At 65.6% G+C, this 19,806-nt stretch carries 22 protein-coding genes and 1 tRNA gene; 15 read left to right on the forward strand and 8 right to left on the reverse strand.

The window, feature by feature from the left end:
• Nucleotides 1-176: 176 nt before the first annotated feature.
• On the reverse strand, nt 177-491 hold the full coding sequence (locus tag BM282_RS10310; protein WP_089880348.1) for a DUF7344 domain-containing protein: 315 nt from the start codon (nt 489-491) through the stop codon (nt 177-179).
• Between the two features lie 151 nt (nt 492-642).
• On the opposite strand from BM282_RS10310, the gene BM282_RS10315 reads away from it, so the two are divergent.
• Complete coding sequence (locus BM282_RS10315) at nt 643-1,302, forward strand: helix-turn-helix domain-containing protein (RefSeq protein ID WP_089880350.1); 660 nt, start codon at nt 643-645, stop codon at nt 1,300-1,302.
• Nucleotides 1,303-1,315: 13 nt separating this feature from the next.
• Here the strand turns inward: BM282_RS10315 and BM282_RS10320 are convergent, their stop codons facing one another.
• The gene (locus tag BM282_RS10320) at nt 1,316-2,068 is read right to left on the reverse strand and encodes a DUF1405 domain-containing protein (RefSeq protein WP_089880353.1); all 753 of its coding nucleotides are present in this window, start codon (nt 2,066-2,068) and stop codon (nt 1,316-1,318) included.
• A 214-nt stretch (nt 2,069-2,282) separates the two neighbouring features.
• Here BM282_RS10320 and pdxS point away from each other — a divergent pair, with 214 nt between their 5' ends.
• The gene (pdxS, locus tag BM282_RS10325; protein ID WP_089880355.1) at nt 2,283-3,191 is read left to right on the forward strand and encodes a pyridoxal 5'-phosphate synthase lyase subunit PdxS; all 909 of its coding nucleotides are present in this window, start codon (nt 2,283-2,285) and stop codon (nt 3,189-3,191) included.
• A gap of 60 nt (nt 3,192-3,251) precedes the next feature.
• Here pdxS and BM282_RS10330 read toward each other — a convergent pair whose 3' ends face one another.
• Both BM282_RS10330 and BM282_RS10335 read right to left on the reverse strand, forming a co-directional pair.
• Nucleotides 3,252-3,752, reverse strand: a complete 501-nt coding sequence (locus BM282_RS10330) for a universal stress protein (protein ID WP_089880358.1) — start codon at nt 3,750-3,752, stop codon at nt 3,252-3,254.
• 126 nt (nt 3,753-3,878) lie between these two features.
• Nucleotides 3,879-4,754 carry a homoserine kinase gene (locus BM282_RS10335; RefSeq protein ID WP_089880361.1) on the reverse strand — a complete coding sequence of 292 codons (876 nt, stop codon included), beginning with the start codon at nt 4,752-4,754 and terminating at the stop codon, nt 3,879-3,881.
• A 184-nt stretch (nt 4,755-4,938) separates the two neighbouring features.
• Between BM282_RS10335 and tnpA the strand changes: the two genes are divergently transcribed.
• A complete protein-coding gene (tnpA, locus tag BM282_RS10340; protein ID WP_089880364.1) occupies nt 4,939-5,319 on the forward strand; it encodes an IS200/IS605 family transposase in 381 nt (126 codons plus the stop codon).
• On the forward strand, nt 5,316-6,590 hold the full coding sequence (locus BM282_RS10345) for an RNA-guided endonuclease InsQ/TnpB family protein (protein ID WP_089880366.1): 1,275 nt from the start codon (nt 5,316-5,318) through the stop codon (nt 6,588-6,590). Before tnpA ends, BM282_RS10345 begins: the two co-directional genes overlap by 4 nt.
• Before the next feature lie 47 nt (nt 6,591-6,637).
• Here the strand turns inward: BM282_RS10345 and BM282_RS10350 are convergent, their stop codons facing one another.
• Complete coding sequence (locus tag BM282_RS10350; RefSeq protein WP_245758340.1) at nt 6,638-8,494, reverse strand: histidine kinase N-terminal 7TM domain-containing protein; 1,857 nt, start codon at nt 8,492-8,494, stop codon at nt 6,638-6,640.
• Between the two features lie 117 nt (nt 8,495-8,611).
• Here BM282_RS10350 and BM282_RS10355 point away from each other — a divergent pair, with 117 nt between their 5' ends.
• Entirely contained in the window at nt 8,612-9,964 is a 1,353-nt protein-coding gene (locus tag BM282_RS10355) for an NAD(P)/FAD-dependent oxidoreductase (RefSeq protein ID WP_089880370.1), read from the forward strand.
• Nucleotides 9,965-10,004: 40 nt separating this feature from the next.
• Here the strand turns inward: BM282_RS10355 and BM282_RS10360 are convergent, their stop codons facing one another.
• Complete coding sequence (locus BM282_RS10360) at nt 10,005-10,604, reverse strand: DUF6149 family protein (RefSeq protein WP_089880373.1); 600 nt, start codon at nt 10,602-10,604, stop codon at nt 10,005-10,007.
• A 116-nt stretch (nt 10,605-10,720) separates the two neighbouring features.
• Here BM282_RS10360 and BM282_RS10365 point away from each other — a divergent pair, with 116 nt between their 5' ends.
• The 7 genes from BM282_RS10365 to mptA all read left to right on the forward strand — a co-directional run bounded on the left by BM282_RS10365 (nt 10,721) and on the right by mptA (nt 15,601).
• Nucleotides 10,721-11,617, forward strand: a complete 897-nt coding sequence (locus tag BM282_RS10365) for a winged helix-turn-helix domain-containing protein (protein WP_089880375.1) — start codon at nt 10,721-10,723, stop codon at nt 11,615-11,617.
• Between the two features lie 95 nt (nt 11,618-11,712).
• Complete coding sequence (locus BM282_RS10370) at nt 11,713-12,054, forward strand: hypothetical protein (RefSeq protein ID WP_089880378.1); 342 nt, start codon at nt 11,713-11,715, stop codon at nt 12,052-12,054.
• Nucleotides 12,055-12,111: 57 nt separating this feature from the next.
• On the forward strand, nt 12,112-12,378 hold the full coding sequence (locus tag BM282_RS10375; RefSeq protein WP_089880382.1) for a hypothetical protein: 267 nt from the start codon (nt 12,112-12,114) through the stop codon (nt 12,376-12,378).
• A 110-nt stretch (nt 12,379-12,488) separates the two neighbouring features.
• On the forward strand, nt 12,489-13,736 hold the full coding sequence (locus BM282_RS10380) for an NAD(P)/FAD-dependent oxidoreductase (protein ID WP_089880384.1): 1,248 nt from the start codon (nt 12,489-12,491) through the stop codon (nt 13,734-13,736).
• 98 nt (nt 13,737-13,834) lie between these two features.
• Nucleotides 13,835-14,071 carry a hypothetical protein gene (locus tag BM282_RS10385; protein WP_089880387.1) on the forward strand — a complete coding sequence of 79 codons (237 nt, stop codon included), beginning with the start codon at nt 13,835-13,837 and terminating at the stop codon, nt 14,069-14,071.
• Nucleotides 14,072-14,155: 84 nt separating this feature from the next.
• On the forward strand, nt 14,156-14,572 hold the full coding sequence (locus BM282_RS10390) for a DUF7124 domain-containing protein (RefSeq protein WP_089880390.1): 417 nt from the start codon (nt 14,156-14,158) through the stop codon (nt 14,570-14,572).
• A gap of 99 nt (nt 14,573-14,671) precedes the next feature.
• On the forward strand, nt 14,672-15,601 hold the full coding sequence (gene mptA / locus BM282_RS10395; protein ID WP_089880393.1) for a GTP cyclohydrolase MptA: 930 nt from the start codon (nt 14,672-14,674) through the stop codon (nt 15,599-15,601).
• Nucleotides 15,602-15,689: 88 nt separating this feature from the next.
• Here mptA and BM282_RS10400 read toward each other — a convergent pair whose 3' ends face one another.
• Nucleotides 15,690-16,511, reverse strand: coding sequence for a TrmB family transcriptional regulator (locus BM282_RS10400; RefSeq protein WP_089880396.1), 822 nt, complete (start codon nt 16,509-16,511; stop codon nt 15,690-15,692).
• 85 nt (nt 16,512-16,596) lie between these two features.
• Nucleotides 16,597-18,240 carry a DUF255 domain-containing protein gene (locus BM282_RS10405; RefSeq protein WP_089880399.1) on the reverse strand — a complete coding sequence of 548 codons (1,644 nt, stop codon included), beginning with the start codon at nt 18,238-18,240 and terminating at the stop codon, nt 16,597-16,599.
• Between the two features lie 191 nt (nt 18,241-18,431).
• Here BM282_RS10405 and BM282_RS10410 point away from each other — a divergent pair, with 191 nt between their 5' ends.
• The 3 genes from BM282_RS10410 to BM282_RS10420 all read left to right on the forward strand — a co-directional run bounded on the left by BM282_RS10410 (nt 18,432) and on the right by BM282_RS10420 (nt 19,646).
• Nucleotides 18,432-18,842 carry a DUF7344 domain-containing protein gene (locus tag BM282_RS10410; protein WP_089880402.1) on the forward strand — a complete coding sequence of 137 codons (411 nt, stop codon included), beginning with the start codon at nt 18,432-18,434 and terminating at the stop codon, nt 18,840-18,842.
• Between the two features lie 132 nt (nt 18,843-18,974).
• Nucleotides 18,975-19,457 carry an FxsA family protein gene (locus BM282_RS10415; protein ID WP_089880405.1) on the forward strand — a complete coding sequence of 161 codons (483 nt, stop codon included), beginning with the start codon at nt 18,975-18,977 and terminating at the stop codon, nt 19,455-19,457.
• A 115-nt stretch (nt 19,458-19,572) separates the two neighbouring features.
• Nucleotides 19,573-19,646: transfer RNA gene (locus BM282_RS10420), tRNA-Ile, on the forward strand.
• Nucleotides 19,647-19,806 lie beyond the last annotated feature (160 nt).

Below are 19,806 nucleotides of genomic sequence, written 5' to 3' on the forward strand. Positions count from 1 at the left end.
ACCGCAGACGGCGCTCGTTCCGGGTACAGTATCACGTCGACGCCACGAGAGAACAAGTCCGGTTCGTCGGTCGTCGACCGAGAACCCCTCATCGGTAGTCGGTCCGACGGCGGTTTGCCGGAGTACGCCGACACGCGCGCGGGGTCGACCACCACGGGCGGTCGCCTCGGACCCGACTACGCGTCACCGACGAGGCGAACAATCGGCTCGAACGTCGTGAACGCCTTCCCCCGTCGCACCACCTCTTCTTCTCTGTCCCACTGAACGATGCCCGCCTCGTCGAGTTTCGGCAGGTGTGCATGAACCAGTTGGAGTCGATGGTTGGACGAGTTACCCGTCGTGAACAAACTGGTCGTCTCGTCGAGTCGCAGTTGCTCTGCTTCGAGGAGTGCGACGAGGATTCGCCGTCGATACGCGTTCGACAGCGCCGCGAATCCTCTGTCGACCACCCCTTGCTCGTACGTCGCGTCTGAGTCGTCTAGTTCCGACATTAGTGTCTCGCGTCCTCGGAGTCGGCCGAAGCACTGGCACCCACCAGTACCCCCACGCCTGACTCCCGTATCGGAACACGGTTTTATTCATTCTCAAAATACTGCTTGTTCAGTCATGGGGTTCAAGTAGTGGCTCTGTGTCTCTACTCCGATGGCCGTTGTCGCACACTTTCTCATCGACGCGGAGTCGTTCGACCTCGGACGGGTCACCCAAGTAGCCTCCGGCGTCCACATCGAACTCGAACGAGTCGTGCCGACGACGGGGAGCGTGATGCCGTTCTTCTGGGCCTCGGGGACCGACTTCGAGACGTTCGAGCGCTCGGTTCGAGAGGATAAGTTAGTCGAGGAGTTGAACGCGCTCACCCGCATCGGCGACAAGGTGCTCTACCACGTCATCTGGGGCGAGACGGCGTCGAGTCTCACCGAAATCATCGCCGCCAGCGACGCGACGATTCTCGAAGCGTCGGGCAACCACCAGTGGTCGTTCCGCATCCGGTTTCAAGACCACCGGGGGCTCCGCGACTTCCACAACAGCTGCCGCGAGTACGGCATCGACTTCCACGTCGAGCGAATCTACACCCTCGAAGAGGAGTACGACTCGAAGTACAACTTCGACGTCACCCCAGAGCAACTCGAAGCGCTCGTCTCGGCCGTCGAAGGAGGGTACTTCGAGGTCCCGCGCGGCGTGACGCTCACCGAGGTTGCGGAGGACCTCGGCATCAGCCAGCAGGCCGCCTCCGAACGCGTCCGCCGCGCCGCCGACACCGTCCTCAGACGGGTGTTGCTGTCGCGTTCTGCAGACGACTTCTAGCGCCGAACGCGCGTCACCGAAGACTCGCCCGCGACTCCAACTTCTTCACCCGCGTCGCCAGCGCGAAGAACGTCGCGACGAGCGTCAGAACGACGGCACCGGCGGCGGCTATCTGTAGGACCGTCGTCCCCCAGACCACCGTCCCGTCCGCGAGGGGAAGCGACGTGTGGTGGGGGTCGCCGACGATGGGGACGAAGTAGTCCACGACGTCGTTGAAGCCGTACCAGACGACGGCGACGGCGACGGCGCGAACGGGGAAGTCCGAGATGCGGTGGAGGACGAACGCCTCAACGACCATCGCGAGGTGGCTGAAGAACAAGAAGAGGTACATCAGAAGCGGCGTCCCGGCGAGGAACGCCTCGGAGAACGTCGCGAGGACGAACGGGGTCCACAGCCCCAACTTCCAGCACCCGAAGAAGGCGAGGGCGGTGACGTACTCGTTCGGTCTGTCGAGTTTCCAGAGGGCGAACGCGAGGGCGATGAACAGCGTCGCGACGGGACTGTCGGGGACGAACGGCCACATGACGACGGGTTCGCTCGCGAACTGCCACGTTATCAGGGGGTCCGAGAGCGGAAGCGGGTGGAAGCCGTAGTACCAGAAGCCGAACGCCGTCCCGAGGAGGTTGATAGCGACGACGACCCAGACGAGGCGGAGACCGGCGTTCTCCACCCACGTCGGGAGCGGTGAGAGCCACCACGGGAGTCGGTCTGCGTCGGGGAGTCCGTCGCCGTCGAACAGGCGGCGGAGTCCGGTGGACGTGGCCATGGATGAGGCAGGGACGAGCGATACAAAGCCGTGGCGATTGGCCCGACTGCAACCGATTGCTCATCCGACCGCCCGACTGCGTGCGGTCGAGTGAGTGAAAAACTGCAGACGGTACGATAGACCGACGGCGATATACGCCAGTCTCGTGGACCCCGAACCGGGCAGCGCTGCCGTACCGGTTGGCCTTAAGTACGTCCGTCCGTAACCTTCGGATATGCCCGAAGAGACCGACTTGGAGGAACTCCGCCGCGGGACGGAACTCGTCAAGCGCGGATTCGCGCAGATGCAGAAGGGCGGCGTCATCATGGACGTGGTGAACGCCGAACAGGCCAAGATAGCCGAGGAGGCCGGTGCGGTGGCCGTCATGGCGCTCGAAGCGGTTCCCGCCGACATCCGAAAGCGCGGCGGCGTCTCTCGGATGCCGGACCCGGAGAAAGTCTCCGAGATAATCGACGCCGTCTCCATCCCGGTGATGGGGAAGGCGCGTATCGGCCACTACACCGAGGCGCAGATTCTCGAATCGCTCGGCGTCGACATGGTCGACGAGAGCGAGGTGCTGACGCCCGCCGACGACGAGTACCACATCGACAAGCGCGAGTTCACGGCCCCGTTCGTCTGCGGCGCGCGGAACCTCCCCGAGGCCCTCCGCCGCATCGACGAGGGCGCCGCGATGATTCGCACGAAAGGCGAGGCCGGCACGGGCGACGTGAACCAGGCCGTCACCCACCAGCGCACCATCAAAAACCAGATTCGCACGCTGACGGGTCTGTACCACGACGAGCGCGAGAAGTGGGCCCGCGAGCACGAAGCGCCCGCCGAACTCGTCCACGAGACGGCCGAGATGGGCCGTCTCCCCGTCGTCAACTTCGCCGCCGGCGGCATCGCGACGCCCGCCGACGCGGCGCTCATGATGTACCACGAGTGCGACGGTATCTTCGTGGGGTCCGGTATCTTCGGCGCGGAGGACCCAGAACGCATGGGCAAGGCCATCGTCGAGGCGGTCAACAACTGGGACGACCCCGAGGAACTCGCCTCCATCGCCTCCGGTATCGGCAAGGGGATGAAGGGCCAGTCGAACCAGGACATGCCCGAAGAAGAGAAACTGCAGGGCCGCGGCGTCTAAGCCGACCGTTCTTCTCTCGAACTCTCGATTTCGCTGTCTGCGCTCGGTGGTGAGCGTCGTCTACGCCGGCGTGTTCGCGTTCGACGCCGCCTTCGACTCCGACTCGACGGTGTCTTCGCCCATCACGAGTGTCACCGGGCCGTCGAAGCTCAGAAGAACCTTCTGGGCCACGTCGCCGAACAGTGCCTTCCCGGTCGGGGAGCGACGGCGGCCGCCGAGGAAGACGTGGTCGACGCCCTCCTGTTCGGCCACGTCGAGGATGGTGTCGGCTTCGCGCCCGACGGTCCAGATGGGTCGGTAGTTCACGTCGACGTCGCCGAGGACGTCGTCCGCTATCTCCATCGCTTCGCGCTCTCCGGCCTCCGCGGCCTGTTCGAGCGAGTAGATGGCGTCCGACGACCCGATGCTCGCGACGGCGCGCCGACGCTCCTCGAACTCGTCTTCGGGGACGACGGTCAGGAGGACGAGTTCCGTGTCTGTGCCTTCTGCGTACGCTCCCGCTTCGCGGACGAGACGACGGCCGCGTTCACCGGGAGTGACGACGACGAGTGCCTGTTTCATCGACTACACGTAGGTTGTCGGACGTGAAGTATCTGCTCGAAGACGTGTTCACTCTCCGCACGCTAGCGGTCAACACAGGACTCCTCGGCGTCGATTTCGGAGACGGCGGTATCCCGTCGCCTCGCTTCAGAACAGGACGGAACCCTCGCCGACGCTCGTCTGGTAGGCGCGGGCCTGCACGCCGGCGTCGTCGAAGCCGTCGAGCATCGCGGCGGCGACGCGGCGGCGGTCACGGCGGTAACAGACGGCCAGGACGGACGGACCCGCACCGGAGACGGTGACGCCCGTCGCGCCGGCGTCGAGTGCGGCCGACCGGACGCCGCCGTACCCGGTGATGAGTTCCGAGCGTGCGGGCGTGACGAGTCGTTCGTCCATCCCGCGGCCGACGAGTTCGGGGTCGGAGCGACACATGCCGACGGTGAGCGTCGCCGCCGACCCGACGGTGTGGACCACGTCGTCCATCTCCGCGCGGGAGGGGACGACGCGGCGGGCGTCGCGCGTCGAGACGGCTATCTCTGGCAGGCAGGCGACGAGCGAGATGTCCGTCTCGACGGTGGTGACCGCACCCTCGCGGGCGACGGTGAACCCGCCGAGAAGCGCCGGAGCGACGTTGTCGGCGTGCGCCTCGCCCGAGACGACGGCCTCTCCCTCGGCGGCGATGGGGACGAGTTCCGAACGCGAGTAGCCCCGGTCGTACAGGGCGTTCAGCGCGAGGGCGGCACCGGCCGAACTGGCCGCGGACGAACCGAGACCCGAAGAAGGCCTGACGCCCTTGTCGATGCGGATACGCGCCGGGGCGTCGAGTGCCTCGGCGACGGCACCGACGACGTTCTTGTCCGGGTCCTCGGGGATGTACTGGCTCCCGACGCCCGTCACCTCGATAGTCGTCTCCGACGCACGTTCGACGCGAATCACGTCCGCAGGACGGTCGAGGGCCACGCCGAACACGTCGAACCCGCTTCCGAGATTCGCGCTCGTCGCGGGTGCCTTGACCGTCTCCATGGAGCGTTTCTTCCCCAACGGCGGGTAAAAAGGTAGCGAAGCGAAGAATTACGGAAAATTCGAGGCGAAAGCCTCGCCCTTCAGGGCGGGGATGAAGCCGACCAACAGTATTCAACCGCCGACGATGGCATAGACGAGGTTCCAACGCAGTCTTTAAGCCGTCCGACCGTGATAGTATGCATAGATGGTAAAGAGTACCCGTCACGCGAAATACGAACTCTATTACCACATAGTGTTCGTGCCGAAATGTCGGCGTTCTCACCTGACGGGGAAGACGAAGGAACGTCTCGAAACCATCTTCGCGGAAATCTGTGAGGACAAGGGCCTCGAACTGGCTGAGTCCGAGGTCATGCCCGACCACGTACACCTGTTTATCGGGAGTCCACCCAAGAACGCCCCATCCCTCATTGTCAACTGGGTCAAGGGTATCTCCGCCCGCAAGTACAACCAACGCTACGACGACCGCGTGAAGTGGACTCGTTCCTACTACGTCGGAACAGCGGGAAGTGCCTCGAAGGGCGCTGTCGAACGCTACATCGCTGAACAGGAGGGTGACGGCGGATGAAGCGCGTCAACACCTTCGAGATTGTCCCACAGACCAAGAACGACAAAGAGTGCCTTCTACGGCTACTCGACGCCTCCGCCTCGCTGTGGAACGAATTGACCTACGAACGTCGTCAGAACTACTTCGGGGACGGCGACGTGTGGGATACCTCCGAGTACCGAGGACGCTACAACGGCGTTGTCGGAAGCGCGACCGTCCAACAGGTCACGCGCAAGAACAGCGAAGCGTGGCGGTCGTTCTTCGCTCTCAAGGAGAAAGGCGAGTACGCCAATCCACCGTCGTACTGGGGCAACGAGAAGGACGGACGCGAACTCCGCACCTGCATCCGATGCAACCAGTACACGATTGTATGGGGCAAGCGTAGCCGTCTCGAAATCCCAGTCGGGCAAGAACTGAAAGACGAATACGGACTCGGCTACCACGAACGTCTCCGCCTCGAAGTCCGAGGCAACCCGAAATGGGATGGCAAACAGGGCCGTCTGGAACTTGAGTACGACGAGGTGAGCGACACGTTCAGGGCTTTTCAACCAGTCACCGAACCTGATTCTCGACTGGATTCACCACTGGCTTCCGAAGAAGCCGCCCTCGACGTTGGCGCGAACAACCTCGTCGCCTGTGCCACGACTACTGGGAACCAATACCTCTACGATGGTCGAGCGTTGTTCGGACGGTTCCGCGAGACGACCGACGAAATCGCCCGTCTACAGTCGAAACTCCGAGAGGGACGCTACAGTTCCAAACGGATTCGACGGCTGTACCGACAGCGGACGAAACGCCGTGACCACGCACAGAACGCGCTAGTACGCAACCTCGTTGAACGACTGCACGACGAGGGCGTGGCGACGGTGTACGTGGGTGATTTGACCGACGTGCTGGAAACGCATTGGTCGGTCAGGGCGAACGAGAAGACGCACAACTTCTGGGCGTTCAAGAAGTTCATCCACCGTCTCGCGTGCGTCTGTGAGGAGTACGGCATCTCTCTCGAAGCCGAGTCGGAAGCGTGGACGAGTCAGACGTGTCCTGAGTGTGGCGACCACAAGGAGACGGTTCGCCATGAGGATACACTGACGTGTCCATGTGGCTTTGAGGGGCACGCCGACCTCACGGCGTCAGAGACGTTCCTTCGGGAAAATAGCGATAGGGAAATCAGGCCGATGGCACGGCCCGTGCGATTCGAGTGGGACGACCACGATTGGTCGGGGAAACCACACCCTCACGAAAGTCCCAAAGAAGTGCGCACGAACCCGCAAGTTGCCTCCGTGGGTCGGTAGCCGAACCCCCAACGGAGGAATCCTCGCGCTTTAATGCGGGGAGGATGTCAATCCGCGGGCGAGAACTCGAAGCGCGCGCCGCCGTTCGTCGCCGCACCGACGCGTACCTCCCACCCGTGTGCGGCGGCTATCTGCTCGACGATGGCCAACCCGAGGCCGGTTCCGTCCTCGCCGGTGCTGAACCCTCGCTCGAAGACTCTCTCGTGGGTCTCCGGGGGGATTCCCCGGCCGTCGTCCTCGACGTAGAATCCGCCCTCCGGAAGCGCGCCGACTTCGACGGTCAGGTCCGTCGTCCGACCGTCCGCCGAACCGTGTTCCACGCAGTTCCGAAACAGGTTCTCGAACAGATGTCGGAGTTGTCCGGCGTCCGCTTCGAGCGTCGTCTCGTCGGCGACGACGAGTGAGGCGGTCACCCCGTCACCCGTCTCCCCGGCCGTGGTGTCGACGGACTGCCACGCCGTCCTCGCGGCCGTCGACAGCGACACCGACTCGACCGTTCCGAGCGCGTCCCCCTCGCGGGCGAGGACGAGGAGGTCCGTGACGATGCGTTCGATGCGTTCGTGCGCCTCTTCGACCCGGTCGAAGTGTCCCCCCTCGCGCGTCTCTCGCGCCAACTCGGTGTAGCCGCGGGCGACGTTGAGCGGGTTCCTGAGGTCGTGGCTGACGACGCTCGCGAACTGGTCGAGACGCTCGTTCTGCGCCTGCAGACGCATCTCGCGGCGGTGGCGAGACGTCACGTCTCTGACGAGGACGAGCGACCCGACCCGCCGACCGCCGCTCTCCAGCGGCGAGCGCTCGATCTCCAGGTGGCGCACGTCGCCGTCGGGTCGTTCGAGCGTCCGCGTGAGGACCGGGTCGCCGTCCCGAACCGACGAGGCGGGCGTCGCGGCCCCCGAATCGTCTGCCGTTCCCGGCCCGTTCGCCGTCCCCAATCCGCTCGTCGTCCGCAATCCGTCCGCCGTTCTCGATTCATCCTCCGTCCGCAACTCGCCCGCTTTCGCCCGGAGACCACCGTCTCCGCGCGTCCACGCCGCGGTGGCGATGGTCGGGTGGAGCACGTCGCGTCCGTCCCGGCCGTGCGCGTCGGCGGGGTCCGACAGGTACGCCTCGGCCGCGGGATTGAACTCCAGTACGCAGCCGTTGGTGTCGAGCACGATGGCCGCTTCGTCCAGTTGGTCGACGACGGCCTGCCACCCGATGGGGACCAGCGTGAACAGGCCGTGCCGAACGACGCTCCACGCCACCGTGCCCGCCGCCGCGGCGAACGCGATGGCCGGGAGGTTCAGCGACGGGAACGGGTTCCACGGCGCGACGTACACGGCACCACCGACGGTGGGGAGCGCCGCGCCCAAGAGGAGCGACAACTCCTGTGTCTGCCGCGCGCCGGTCGTCGTGCGAACGACGCCCACCAGACGAGCCATCCCGGCGAAGATGAGCGCGTACGCGAAGAGGATGAAGCCGTAGAACGCCGGGCCGTGGTCGTTGATGAGCGAGACGAAGCCGCCGGTGTCGTCGAGGTAGACGGCCTCCCAGACGAGCGAGTGCATCCCGCCGTTCGTGAACACCAACGCGAGCGTCACGGCGGGAACCGTCCAGAGGGCGACGGTCCGCCACCGAGGCGACTCGCGGTCACCGCCGGCGTGGAGACGCACGTACTCGTACCACAGGACGGGCAGGGTCGCGCTTCCGAGGTACGCGACGCGGTTCAACAGCACCTTCGTCCCGTAGTCGGTCCGAAGCGTCTCGAAGCCGTACGCCCCGATCCAGATTCCCGCGGCCAGCAGAATCAACACCGCGACGTTGGCCTCTGGCAGTCGCTCGCGGACGTCGTGGCGTCCCGTCAGGTACACCGCGAGTCCCACGAAGACCAGCGACGCGAGGACCAGCGGCGGTCCGTGCGCCACGAATTGCCAGTTCTGTGACCAGTCCATCTTCCTATATCTGTTCTGTTCTCCCGTCCGGGATAAAACCTCCCTCGATTCGACCGGAACCGATTTTCCACGGCGTCTCGAAGCGAGAGCATGATTGGCGTCGTCGGCGGCGGTATCGCGGGTCTCGCTGCAGCGTATCGCTTGCGACAACACGGGCACGAGGTGCAGGTGTTCGAGGCCACGGAGGACGTCGGCGGCCTCGCGGCCGTCTACGAGACGGCGGGTGACGACATCGAGAAGTTCTATCACCACCTCTCGAAGTCCGAAGAGACCATCGTCGAACTCGCCGAGGAGTTGGGCCTCGGCGACAGCCTCGACTGGCGCATCGGCAAGAACGCCTACTACGTCGACGGCGTGGTCCACCCCCTCGACACCGCGTGGCAGATAGCCGCCTACCCGCACATGAGCGTCTACGACAAGTTCCGACTCGGGATGCTCACGCAGGGAATCGACGTACGCGGCGGTATCCCCGACTTCGACGCCTACGACGACCTGAGCGAGTACGAACACGTCACCATCCGCGACTTCGTCGTCGAACACACGACGCAGGGCGTCTACGACAACTTCGTCGACCCCCTCCTCGACGGCAAGTTCGGCGACAGGAAAGGCGACATCTCGGCGGCGTGGTTCCTCGGACGCGTCCGTTTCCGCGGCGAACGCGACTTGCTACGCGGCGAGATTCTCGGCTACTTCGACGGCGGGTTTCGGCCCCTGTTGGACGCTCTCGTCGACGCCGTCGGCCGCGAGAACATCACCACCGGCGCGCGCGTCACCGAGTTGGAGACGGACGGCGACGCGGTGGGTTCGATGACCGTCGAGACGGAGACAGGTCGCGAGACGCACGACGTGGACGCCGCCGTCGTCGCCGCGATGCCGAACGTCCTCGAAGACCTGACCGGCTACGAGTGCGACATCGAGTTCCAGGGGGCCGTCTGCGGCCTCGCGACGATGTCGGAGTCGCTGATGGACACCTACTGGCTCAACGTCGCCCACGACGCCCCGTTCGGCTCTCTCATCGAGCACACGAACTTCGTCCCGAAAGAGCGCTACGGCGGCCAACACCTGCTCTACGTCGCCAGTTACGTCCAAGGACCGCACGAAGACCTCTGGCAGATGTCCGACGAGGAGGTCGAGGACGTCTGGTTCGACGAGATAGCGTCGATGTTCCCGCAGTTCGACCGCTCCGCCGTCGAGGAGTTCCGCATCGCGCGCAACCCCCGCGCCGGTCCCATCTACGAACGCGGCTACCTCGACATGGTCGTGCCCTACGACCTGAGCGACGAGGTTGCGGACGGCGTCTACTACGCCGGGATGGCCTCGGCGGCGCAGTACCCCGAGCGGTCGCTGAACGGCGGTATCGTCGCGGGCTACGAGTGTGCGGACCGCATCGTAGAGTCGACGCGAGCAGACACGCAGGTAGCGTCCCCGAGCACCGACGACTGACCGTCTCGCCGTTCTCGAAAAACTCCGGGTCGCGACTCGACTACGCTTCCGTCTCGTCGGTGTCGGCGTCTCGCATCCCGGGCGCGGCGCTCACGTCCACGTCGTCGGGTTCGTCCTGCCCGCCGACGCGCACCTCACCGTCCTGGCCTTGGACGTAGACGTCGTCGGCGAACCCGCCCTCCGCGTGGGGGTGGACCGGGTCGTCGAGTTTCTCCGGCGTCGACGGCGCGTCCGGAATCTCCCGCGTGCGGAAGTCGCCGAGTGGGTCCGCGATGGTGATGTCGTAGCGGGTGAAGAAGTCCTCGTAGCGGTCGTAGTGCGCCTCCAGTTCGTCGGCCGGGAACTCCATCATCTCGGTCCAGCCGTGGTTGTAGAAGTCGAAGTTGGCCTGCACGTGCGTTATCTCCCGCGCCTCCGCCTCGGAAAAGCCCGCCTCCAACGCGGCGACGTACGTGTCGAAGGTGCAGTCGAAGAACGCCTCCATGTGGGGTTCGCGCTCTTCTCTGTGGGCCGGGTCGGCCTTCTCCCCGAACACCCGCACGTGGAGGTCCACCAGTTTCTGCGTGGCGATGTCGCCGACGACGGGCATCGTCAGCGCCTTCTTGGCGGCGAAGTGCCGGATGTTCTGTCGAATCTTCATCTCACTCGCGCTTGGGACCGAGCGGACTTCAAGGGTACGCGTCGCGGACGTTTTCGGGGGCCTCTCCGACCGTCCGTGCGCTGATTATTTGGCTCCTCGGAGTGATGACACCACGTATGAGCGAGACCGACGCGACGGAGGACCGTCTCCTCACCGACTGTACGGACTGTCTCGCCCCCGCCGAGGCGTTCGCCGCAGTCGGCAACGAGACGCGTCTGGCCATCCTCGAAGCCCTCTGGCAGTCGCCGGACCGCCCGGTGACGTTCTCGGAGTTGCGACGCCGTGTCGGCATGCGAGACAGCGCCCAGTTCAACTACCACCTCGGCCAACTGACGGGACAGTTCGTCCGGAAGACCGACTCGGGGTACGACTTCCGGCACGCGGGCGAGAAAGTCGTCCGCGCCGTCCTCTCGGGGAGTTTCACCGAGAACCCCACCGTCGAACCGTTCGCCGTCCCCGGCGACTGCGCCGACTGCGGCGGGTCGCTCTCGGCGTCGTACCGGGACGAACATCTCTCGGTCGGATGCGTCGACTGCGAGCGACTCCACGCGCACGCGCCGTTTCCGCCGGGCGGACTCACCGACCGGTCCGACGAGGAAGTCGCGCACGCGTTCGACCAGCGCATCCGCCACCTCCACTGCCTCGCCGCGGACGGCGTGTGCCCCGAGTGCGGCGGTCGGATGGAGACGACGCTGTCGCGGGAGACGACACCGCTGGACGTGGCGGTCTGTTCGGTCCACCGCTGCGCGCAGTGTGACCACCGAATCCGCTCGCCCGTCGGGTTGAGTCTCCTCGACCAGTCGGACGTCGTCGGGTTCCACACGACGCACGGCGTCGACTTGCGCGGGCGTCCGCACTGGACGTTCCAGTGGTGCGTCGGCGACCGTACGACGGTGCTGGACGACGACCCGTGGCGCGTCCGCGTCGACGTTCCGCTGGACGGCGAAGAACTCCGCGTGACGCTCGACGAACGGTTGGACGTCGTCGCCGTCGAACGCCGACGCCTCGACTGAGTTACTGAACTCGATTTCAGTAACTTCGTCAACAAAAATATAATTCAGATTACACTTTTTACGTCCTCGCCCGTCTCTCTATCCGTGAGAGAACGATGACGAAACAGCTCCCTCCGGTCGACTGCACCGCTTCCCGACTCGGCCTCGACGCCGCCCGCCCCCGCCCCCGAACGAGGGCGCTCGACACCGTCGTCGACGTGGTGGCGACGCTCGCGGCGTTCACCGCGTTCGCAGTCGTCGCCGGACTGTTCGCACCGACCGTCTCGCCCCCCGTGACGTTTCTCGCGCTCTGGGTCGTGGGACTCCCCGTCGCGTTCGCCGTCCCGGCAGTCGCCGTCGGCGTCGTGAGTCGTGTAGACCACAGACTCCGCCTGTTCGCCTGCGCCCGGTGGCACGTCGGGTGTGAACGCGACGACGTAACTCGCCGGTTCGCCTGAACGCCGAAACACAAAACATAACACGATTATCATCTCTGGGCGCGTCGGGACGTGGCGATGACGTCCCCTCGACCACAGACCATCCGCGAGCAACTCGACGCGGCGGGCGCACCGACCCACCGCGACCCGGTGGTCTTGCTCGTCTGCTACTGCATCCTCTCAGTCGCCTGTCTACTCGCGTTCGGCGCTGTCGCCAGCCTCGTCGCCCCGTCGATACAAAGTCCGGCGGTGTTCGCCGGTCTGTTTCTCGTCGGTCTTCCCGTGACGTTCGCCCTTCCGGGTATCTTCTTCCGCCGAATCGTCGCCGCCCTCGGCGGGCGATGAACACGGCTCGGGAGCGTCGGCCCGGAGCGTGAGGCGCGGACCTCTCGATGGTGTGAGACGAATGACGAGGATAGCAATTCACATTAACCCCGACGTCAAAGCTTCCGGATATGACTCAGTCGTACGTCATCATCGGCGACGGTATCGCGGGGAGTTCCGCCGCCGAAACCCTCCGCGAGGAGGAACCCGACGCCGACATCACCGTCGTCACGGACGAGGGTGAAGCGCTGTACAACCGCATCCTGATCAAAGAGTTCGCGAAGGGGAAACTCCCGGAAGCGCCCATCTCCATCCACGACCCCTCGTGGTACGACGAGCGAGACATCGACCTGAAGCTCAACACCCTCGTCACGGACGTCGACCCCGACGGCCACACCATCGAGACGCACGAGGGCGAAGTGCTCTCGTGGGACAAACTGCTCGTCTCCGTCGGCGGCACGCCGACGCAACTGCCCGTCGACAACTCCGACGCCGAGGGAGTCCACCACTTCTGGACGTTCCAAGACGCGCGCAAGATTCGCTCGCACATGGAAGAGGCGGACAGTTCCGTCGTCGTCGGTGCTGGCCTCCTCGGCATCGACCTCGCGGCCATCACGGCCGCCCAAGGCGTCGAAGGCAAGTACCTCATGCGCGGTAACTGCTGGTGGCGCTACGCGCTCTCGCCGGAGGGCGGCGAGATAATCCACGACGCACTCCGCGAGCGAAACGTCGAGCCCGTCTTCGAGTCCGGCGTCGACCACTTCGAGGTGGACGACGACGGCAAGGTCACCACCGCAGTCGACCCCAACGGCGACGAGTACGACGCCGACTTTGTCGGCATCGCCATCGGCCTCGACTTCAACACGGAGATTCTGCAGGGCACCGACATCGAGTGCGACGACGGTATCATCGTCGACGAGTACATGCGCACGAACCACGAGGACGTGTTCGCCGCGGGCGACATCACCCAGTTCCACGACGTCATCCTCGGCGAACGCGCCCAGAACGGCGCGTGGGGCTCCGCGAAGGAACAGGGGACCATCGCCGCGAAGAACATGGTCGACTACGAGTCCGAGGAGTTCCGCTGGGTCTCCTCGTACTCCATCACGCACTTCGACTTCCCGTTCCTCTCGTTCGGTCACCCGACGCTCGGCGACGACGAAGCGGAGATCAAACACTCCGACACCGAGTGGCGTCGTCTCGCGTTCAAAGACGGGAAAATCGTCGGCGGCGTCCTCATCGGCGACCTCTCGCCGCAGTCGAAGTACAAGAAGCTCATGCGCGAAGAACGCGTCGTCGCCGACCAGAAGGACGTGCTGATGCAAGAGCAGTTCGACATCGAGGACCTCGACCTCGAAGAAGAAGCCCCCGCGGAGTAGCGCCGCCCCGCCCGAACGGCGGTTCTCGATTTTCGTCTCGTCTCTGTCCCGACAGCGTCGCCCAAATCTTTATGGACGACCATGGTATTTGTCACCACATGTCACGAACGGCGCGCGGCAGCAGGCACGACGAGTCGACGGCGGACGTCACCGTCGTTCGAACCGGTGCGGCGGACATCGACCCGGACGCGACGGTTCGGCACTACGACCAACTGTCCGAACGCGGTCAGCGGGCCGTCGCTGCGGCCGCCGAGAGCGAACGTGGTCGAGTCCGAGACGCCGAGTTGAGCGTCGGAGAGGTCGTCCGATTCACCGACTACTACGTCGTCCGCTGACGCCCGCCGACGCGACGCGGTGCGGACGACCGCCCGTCCGCTGGAACCGAAGCGACTTTGCCTCCCACACGACCACGTCTGTGTATGGACGGAGGCGGTTCTACCAACATGACGCTCGCGTTCGAGTTGTCGGCGCTGAAGGCGCTCGCCGACCCGAACGCGGTGTTCAACGACGCGCGACAGTGGACGGAGTACGTCGGGGTCGTAAGCGACAAGCCGACGTACGTGGTCACGAACTTCACCCGGAAGCACCGCGTCCGTCAGGACTTTTTCTCGGGGCCGCGCGGCGTCAAGGAGAGTCTCGAGAACGTCAAACAGCAGTTCGACACCGACCGACACGTGTTCGTCGGGACGACGGAAGAGGACCGCGAACTCGCAGCAGAGACCGACTGGGAGTTCCTCCCCCTCGAACAGGCCGCGGAAGCGGCCAACTGGGAACTCGCGGGCGAGGAGACGGAGGAAGACCCCTTCGAGTCCGGCGGCCGAGACGACTGGCCCTGACCGCATCGGGTCCGAGACGCGGCGAGACGCCCGAATCTCCGCACGTGTGACCTTCCCGTAGCGAAAGCATTAATCGAACTCACACCTACCGTCTCTACAATGAGTCACCAGTTGCCTGACGTTCAGGCAAGTCGACCCGACGTGACTGTCGGACTGAGTCAAGTCGGTGTGACGGGCGTCGACAAACTCGTGAAGATCGCTCGCGACGGGAAGCGCCCGCTGATTCTGATGGCGGAGTTCGAGGTGTTCGTCGACCTCCCGGGCGGCCGGAAAGGCATCGACATGAGCCGCAACATGCAGGTTATCGACGAGACCCTCGAAGACGCCGTCGCCGAACCGACGTACCGGGTCGAGGACATGTGCGGTGACGCCGCGGAACGACTCCTCGCGAAGCACGACTACACCTCGAAGGCCGAGGTTCGGATGACCGCCGAACTCATCGTCCGCGAGGACACGCCCGCCTCGAACCTCCAGACGCAGAGCACCATCGACATCATCGCGAGCGCCGTCGCGACGGACGAGGGGACCCGCGAAGAGATCGGTGCGAAAGTCGTCGGGATGACGGTCTGTCCGTGCTCGCAGGGGATGTCCGCCTCCCGCGCCCGCGACGTGATGCGTGACCTCGGCGTCGACGACGACACCGTCGAAGAGTTCTTAGAGAAAGTCCCGCAACCGGGCCACTCACAGCGCGGACACGCCACGCTGACGATAGAGACGGAGGGGTCGCCCGACGTCGACCTCATGGACCTCGTGGACGTCGCGCGCGACTCGATGTCCGCGCGCATCTACAACCTCGCGAAGCGCCCGGACGAAGACCACATGACCTACGAGGCCCACGCCGACGCGAAGTTCGTCGAGGACTGCGTGCGGTCGATGGCCGATGGCGTCCTCGCGGAGTTCGACCACCTCGAAGACGACGCCGTCGTGCACATGAAGCAGTCGAACGACGAGTCCATCCACCAACACAACGCGCACGCCGAACGCGAAGTCACCTTCGGACAACTCCGCGACGAGATGCACGAACGGTAGCGAGACGCCCGCTCACGGACCTTCGGTTCGTCTCTCTCGACCGCGGTGCGCACTGCCTTCTTCCGTCCCCGGACCGTCGAAGAGACGTCTAGTCGGCGTCGACGCTCGACAGCGAGAGCGGTTCGGCCCGTTCCCACCGGGGGTCGAACATCTCGCGGACGTCGGCGGCGAAGTCGGCGTCCTTCAGGTCTATCATCGCGAACGCCTCGCCGGGGTCGAGCGGGTTCGGAACCTCGATGCACACCTCGACGTCGTCGATGAGGTTGAACGTCCCCGACAGTTGCGGCGTGGTCCGGACGGTGAACTGCGGGTGGTTCTCTAGTCGGTCGACGTAGCGTTCGCCGACGCTCCGCGGGAGCGACGTGACGAGGTCCGGCGACATCAACACCGACACGTCGACGCCGCGGTCCAGTGCGGCCTCCAGTTCCTCGGTGACGAGTTCGCCGACGTTTCCGAGGTCGAACTGTGGCGAGAGCGTTCCGGCGACGATGACGAGCGACTCGTCCGCCGCAGAGAGGCGCTCGAGGAGTAAGTCGACCGATTCGTCCATTCCGACGGCCGCGGTCCAGAACTGCCCTTGGACGGGTTCTGCGGTCTCCAACTCGTCGGTGAGTTCGTCGACGACGCTCTGGTACTGTTCGGCTTTCTCGTCTAACTCGCGGCGCTTCGTCTCCAACAGGCGGTCTAACGCCGTGTCGGGTTCGACGGCCACGTACTTCTTCGGGCGACTCGCGGCTTGACTGCGAACGAGGCTGTGTTGTTCGAGGCTGTTCAGGACGTCGTAGATACGCCCCATCGGGACGTCGCTGGCGCGCGACAACTCCTTCGCGGTTGTCGCGCCCGTCCGCAGCAACGACCGATACGCTCGCGCCTCGTACTCCGACAATCCGAGGTCCCGCAGGCTGGCCATACCCCTTCGTCTCACCCCACGCGTAAAAACTCGCGGGGGTTTACACGTCCTGCCGGTTCACTGGCTTCGGCGTCTCGCCGCTTCGTCAGACGTCGTCGGTGAGTGCCGAGACGGCCGTCATCAACTGGTCCGGTGTGTCCGCGGTCCGCTGGCGGTCGCCGAGGCGGACGGTCGCCTCGCCGTCGTCGACGCCGTCCGCCGCGGGGAGGACGACCTTCTCGTGGTCGGCGACGCGGAGTGCGGCGCGGTGGAGGTCCGACCCCGCTTCGGAGCCGACGGCGACGACGAGCGTGGGCCGGGTCAGGCGGGCGGCGACGGAGCCGTATCCCGCGACTTGCACGCCGATGCGGTCCCACGCGCCGGCGAACGCGCCGACGGCGTCGCGGGCGGCGGTGTCGTACCGGTCGTCGTCGGTGGCCGCCGCGAGGTCACAGAGCGCGTCGGCCATCTCGACGTTCGCGTCGAGGGGGCGGAGCGGTCGGTCCAACAGTCCCTCGCCCGAGGCCGGGCCGTCCCTGAACGCGCCGCCCGCCGTCCCGAGTTCCGCGATGGCCGCGTCGGCGACGGCCCGCGCCACGTCGAGGTAGTCGTCGTCGCCGACGACCTGTCGCGCGCGGACGAACGCGGCGACGGTTCGCGCGTGGTCCTCCAACAGGAGACGCTCGCCCGTCGTCTCCGCCGCCTCGAAGTGCGTCACGACGCCGTCGTCGACGAGTCGGCTGTCGAGGTAGTCGAGCGTCCTGACCGCGTAGTCGCGCGCCGTTTCGTCGTCGGTGTACGCCGTCAGCGTCAGGAGTGCGTCGGCCGTGAGCGCGTTCGCACCGGCGTAGGCAGTCAGGTCGCGACGCGGTCCGGCGTGGTCCGCACGGCCCTCCGCGTCCATGCCGTAGTAGTCCGCGCCGTCGCCCGGCCCGACGCTCCCGCCGAACGCCCCGCCGTTCCAGAGTCGGTCGACGAGGAAGTCGCGCGTCCGCGTCGCCGGCGCGAGGAGGCCGTCGTCGCCGGTGTAGAGGTAGCCGTTGGCGAACGCGCGGACGAGGGCGGCGTTCGCGTCCAGCAGTTTCTCGTGGTGCGGGTCGGTCCAGTCGCGGCCGTCGGCGTAGCGGTAGAACCCGCCCTCGACGCCGTCGAACAGCGTCTCGCGAATCGTCGCGAGCGTCTCGGTGGCCTGCCGACGCGAGCGTTTGAGAGCGAACTCTATCGTCCGCGGGAGGGGAAACTTCGTCCCGTCGCCCCACCCGGCGAACCGTTCGTCGTACTTCTCGTCGAGTTGCCCGGCGAGATGTTCTTCGATGTGGGTGTCGACCGGTCCCTCGGGCGTGTCGTTCCCGGCGAGGGCGCGCGGCACTCGCCCGGCACTCGCTCCCTTCTCGGCCCACGTCTCGCGCACCCGTTCGAGCACCTGTCGCATCCCGTCGGGGCCGAGGTACATCGCACCGGTGACGAGTTCTCCCGACGGCGTACAGAACACCGTCGAGGGGAACCCGCCCATGTTGTAGCGCTCGCGGACGCGCGGGTGTCGGTCCACGTCGACGCGCACGGGGACGAAGTCGTCGTTCACGTTCGCGGCGATTCGCGGTTCGGCGTACGTCTCTACGTCCATCTCGTGACAGCCGTCGCACCACGTCGCCGTCAGCGAGAGCAACAGCGGTTTCTCGGCCGCGGCGGCCGCCTCGAACGCCTCCGGGCCCCACTCGCGCCACTCGACGCGCGTCTCGTCGTCCGTCATGCCTCGGAGTCGGTGGCCGCGGCGGGTAAGCCCTTCGAGGTGTGTGGCCGCGCGCTGCCGACGTCGACCGTACCGGAGTCGTCAACGCCGCGACACCACGACGAAACGACGAGTTAAGCCGGCTGGGAGGGGTTTTATGGACTCACCTACTACGTAGCTGTATTCACGACTGGAAGTGTGCTTCGTACAACATGACGCAGACAACCAACGAGGACGCGAGCGAGGAGCAGAGAGAACAGACCGTCCGTCCCTTCGCCGACGGGGGAACGCTCTCGTTGGACGACGTCTTTCGGATTCTCAGCAACCGTCGTCGCCGACTCGCGCTCTATCTGCTGTTCGACGCGTCGGGGAGCGTCGACCGAGACGAACTCGCGTCGCAACTGGTGGCGTGGGAGCGCGGCGTCGACGTGGACGACGTCCCACGAGACGCGGTCACGACGCTCAACGTCGAGTTAGAGCACGTGCACCTCCCGCGACTTCGGGAGGCGAACGTCGTCTCGTACGGCCGCGACGAACGGACGCTGACGCTCACCGAGACGGCGACTCGACTGAAGCCGTATCTCGACGTCTCTCGCGACGAGGACTTCGAGGCGCTCGACTGACGTCCTGAGCGTTCGCGCCGCGCGGTGGCTCTCCGCGCTCCGCGCTCCGCACTCGGAGCGGCGACGTCTCGGGTCGCTGTCACGCTCGCGCGGGACAAAAGGGCTATCAACGACGACCGAAAAGGGACGCCCATGCAGACGCGCTGGGTCATCGCGGCACTCCTCGCGATTCCACTCCTCGATACGCTCCTATTGGTTCCGCTGGCCGGAGCCATCGGGTTCCCCGCCACGGTGATGCTCGTCGTCCTGACGGGTCTCGTCGGGATGCTCCTCGTCCGCGCCGAAGGCCGGCACACGCTCTCGAAACTCCAGCGGAAGGTGGCGACGGGCGGACTGCCGACGAACGAACTGCTCGACGGCGGCCTGCTCATCGCCGCGGGTGCGTTCCTCCTCACGCCCGGCGTCGTCACGGACCTCCTCGGGTTCCTCTTCGCCATCCCGGTGACGCGCTACCCGATTCGCGAGGCCCTGAAGCGGTTCGTCGTCCGTCCCTACTTAGAGAAGCAGACGAACGGCTTCGCCAGCGGGAACGTCTGGGTCGGTGGGTTCCCCGACGACGACGTCGTCAACCTCGACCCGGAAGACTACGGCCGCGCGAACGACGACAACTCCTAATCGAGCGCCTGCGCGGGGTCGTCGGGTCGCCGTGACGCACTCTACCACCCGACGGAGTCGTGCCGAAAAGAAACCCTTAAACGAATCCTCGAACAACGACTGAATGCGCTCACCTGGGCCAATAGCTCAGTCAGGTTGAGCGCTCGGCTGATAACCGGGAGGTCCGCGGTTCAAATCCGCGTTGGCCCATGCCCAGGACAGTCGGTCTCTGACCGACACTGTCTGGGGGGCACAACTCCCCAGCCATCTAACTTCGTTGTACCACAGTTCCGAGCGGTCGCTCCGTCGCGTTCGCGCGTTCTCCGCCGGTCACTCGACGACGAACCCGAGCCTCCGGCTCCGGCGTCCG

It is taken from the genome of Halogeometricum limi (genome assembly GCF_900115785.1).
Classification (GTDB): Archaea; Halobacteriota; Halobacteria; order Halobacteriales; family Haloferacaceae; genus Halogeometricum; species Halogeometricum limi.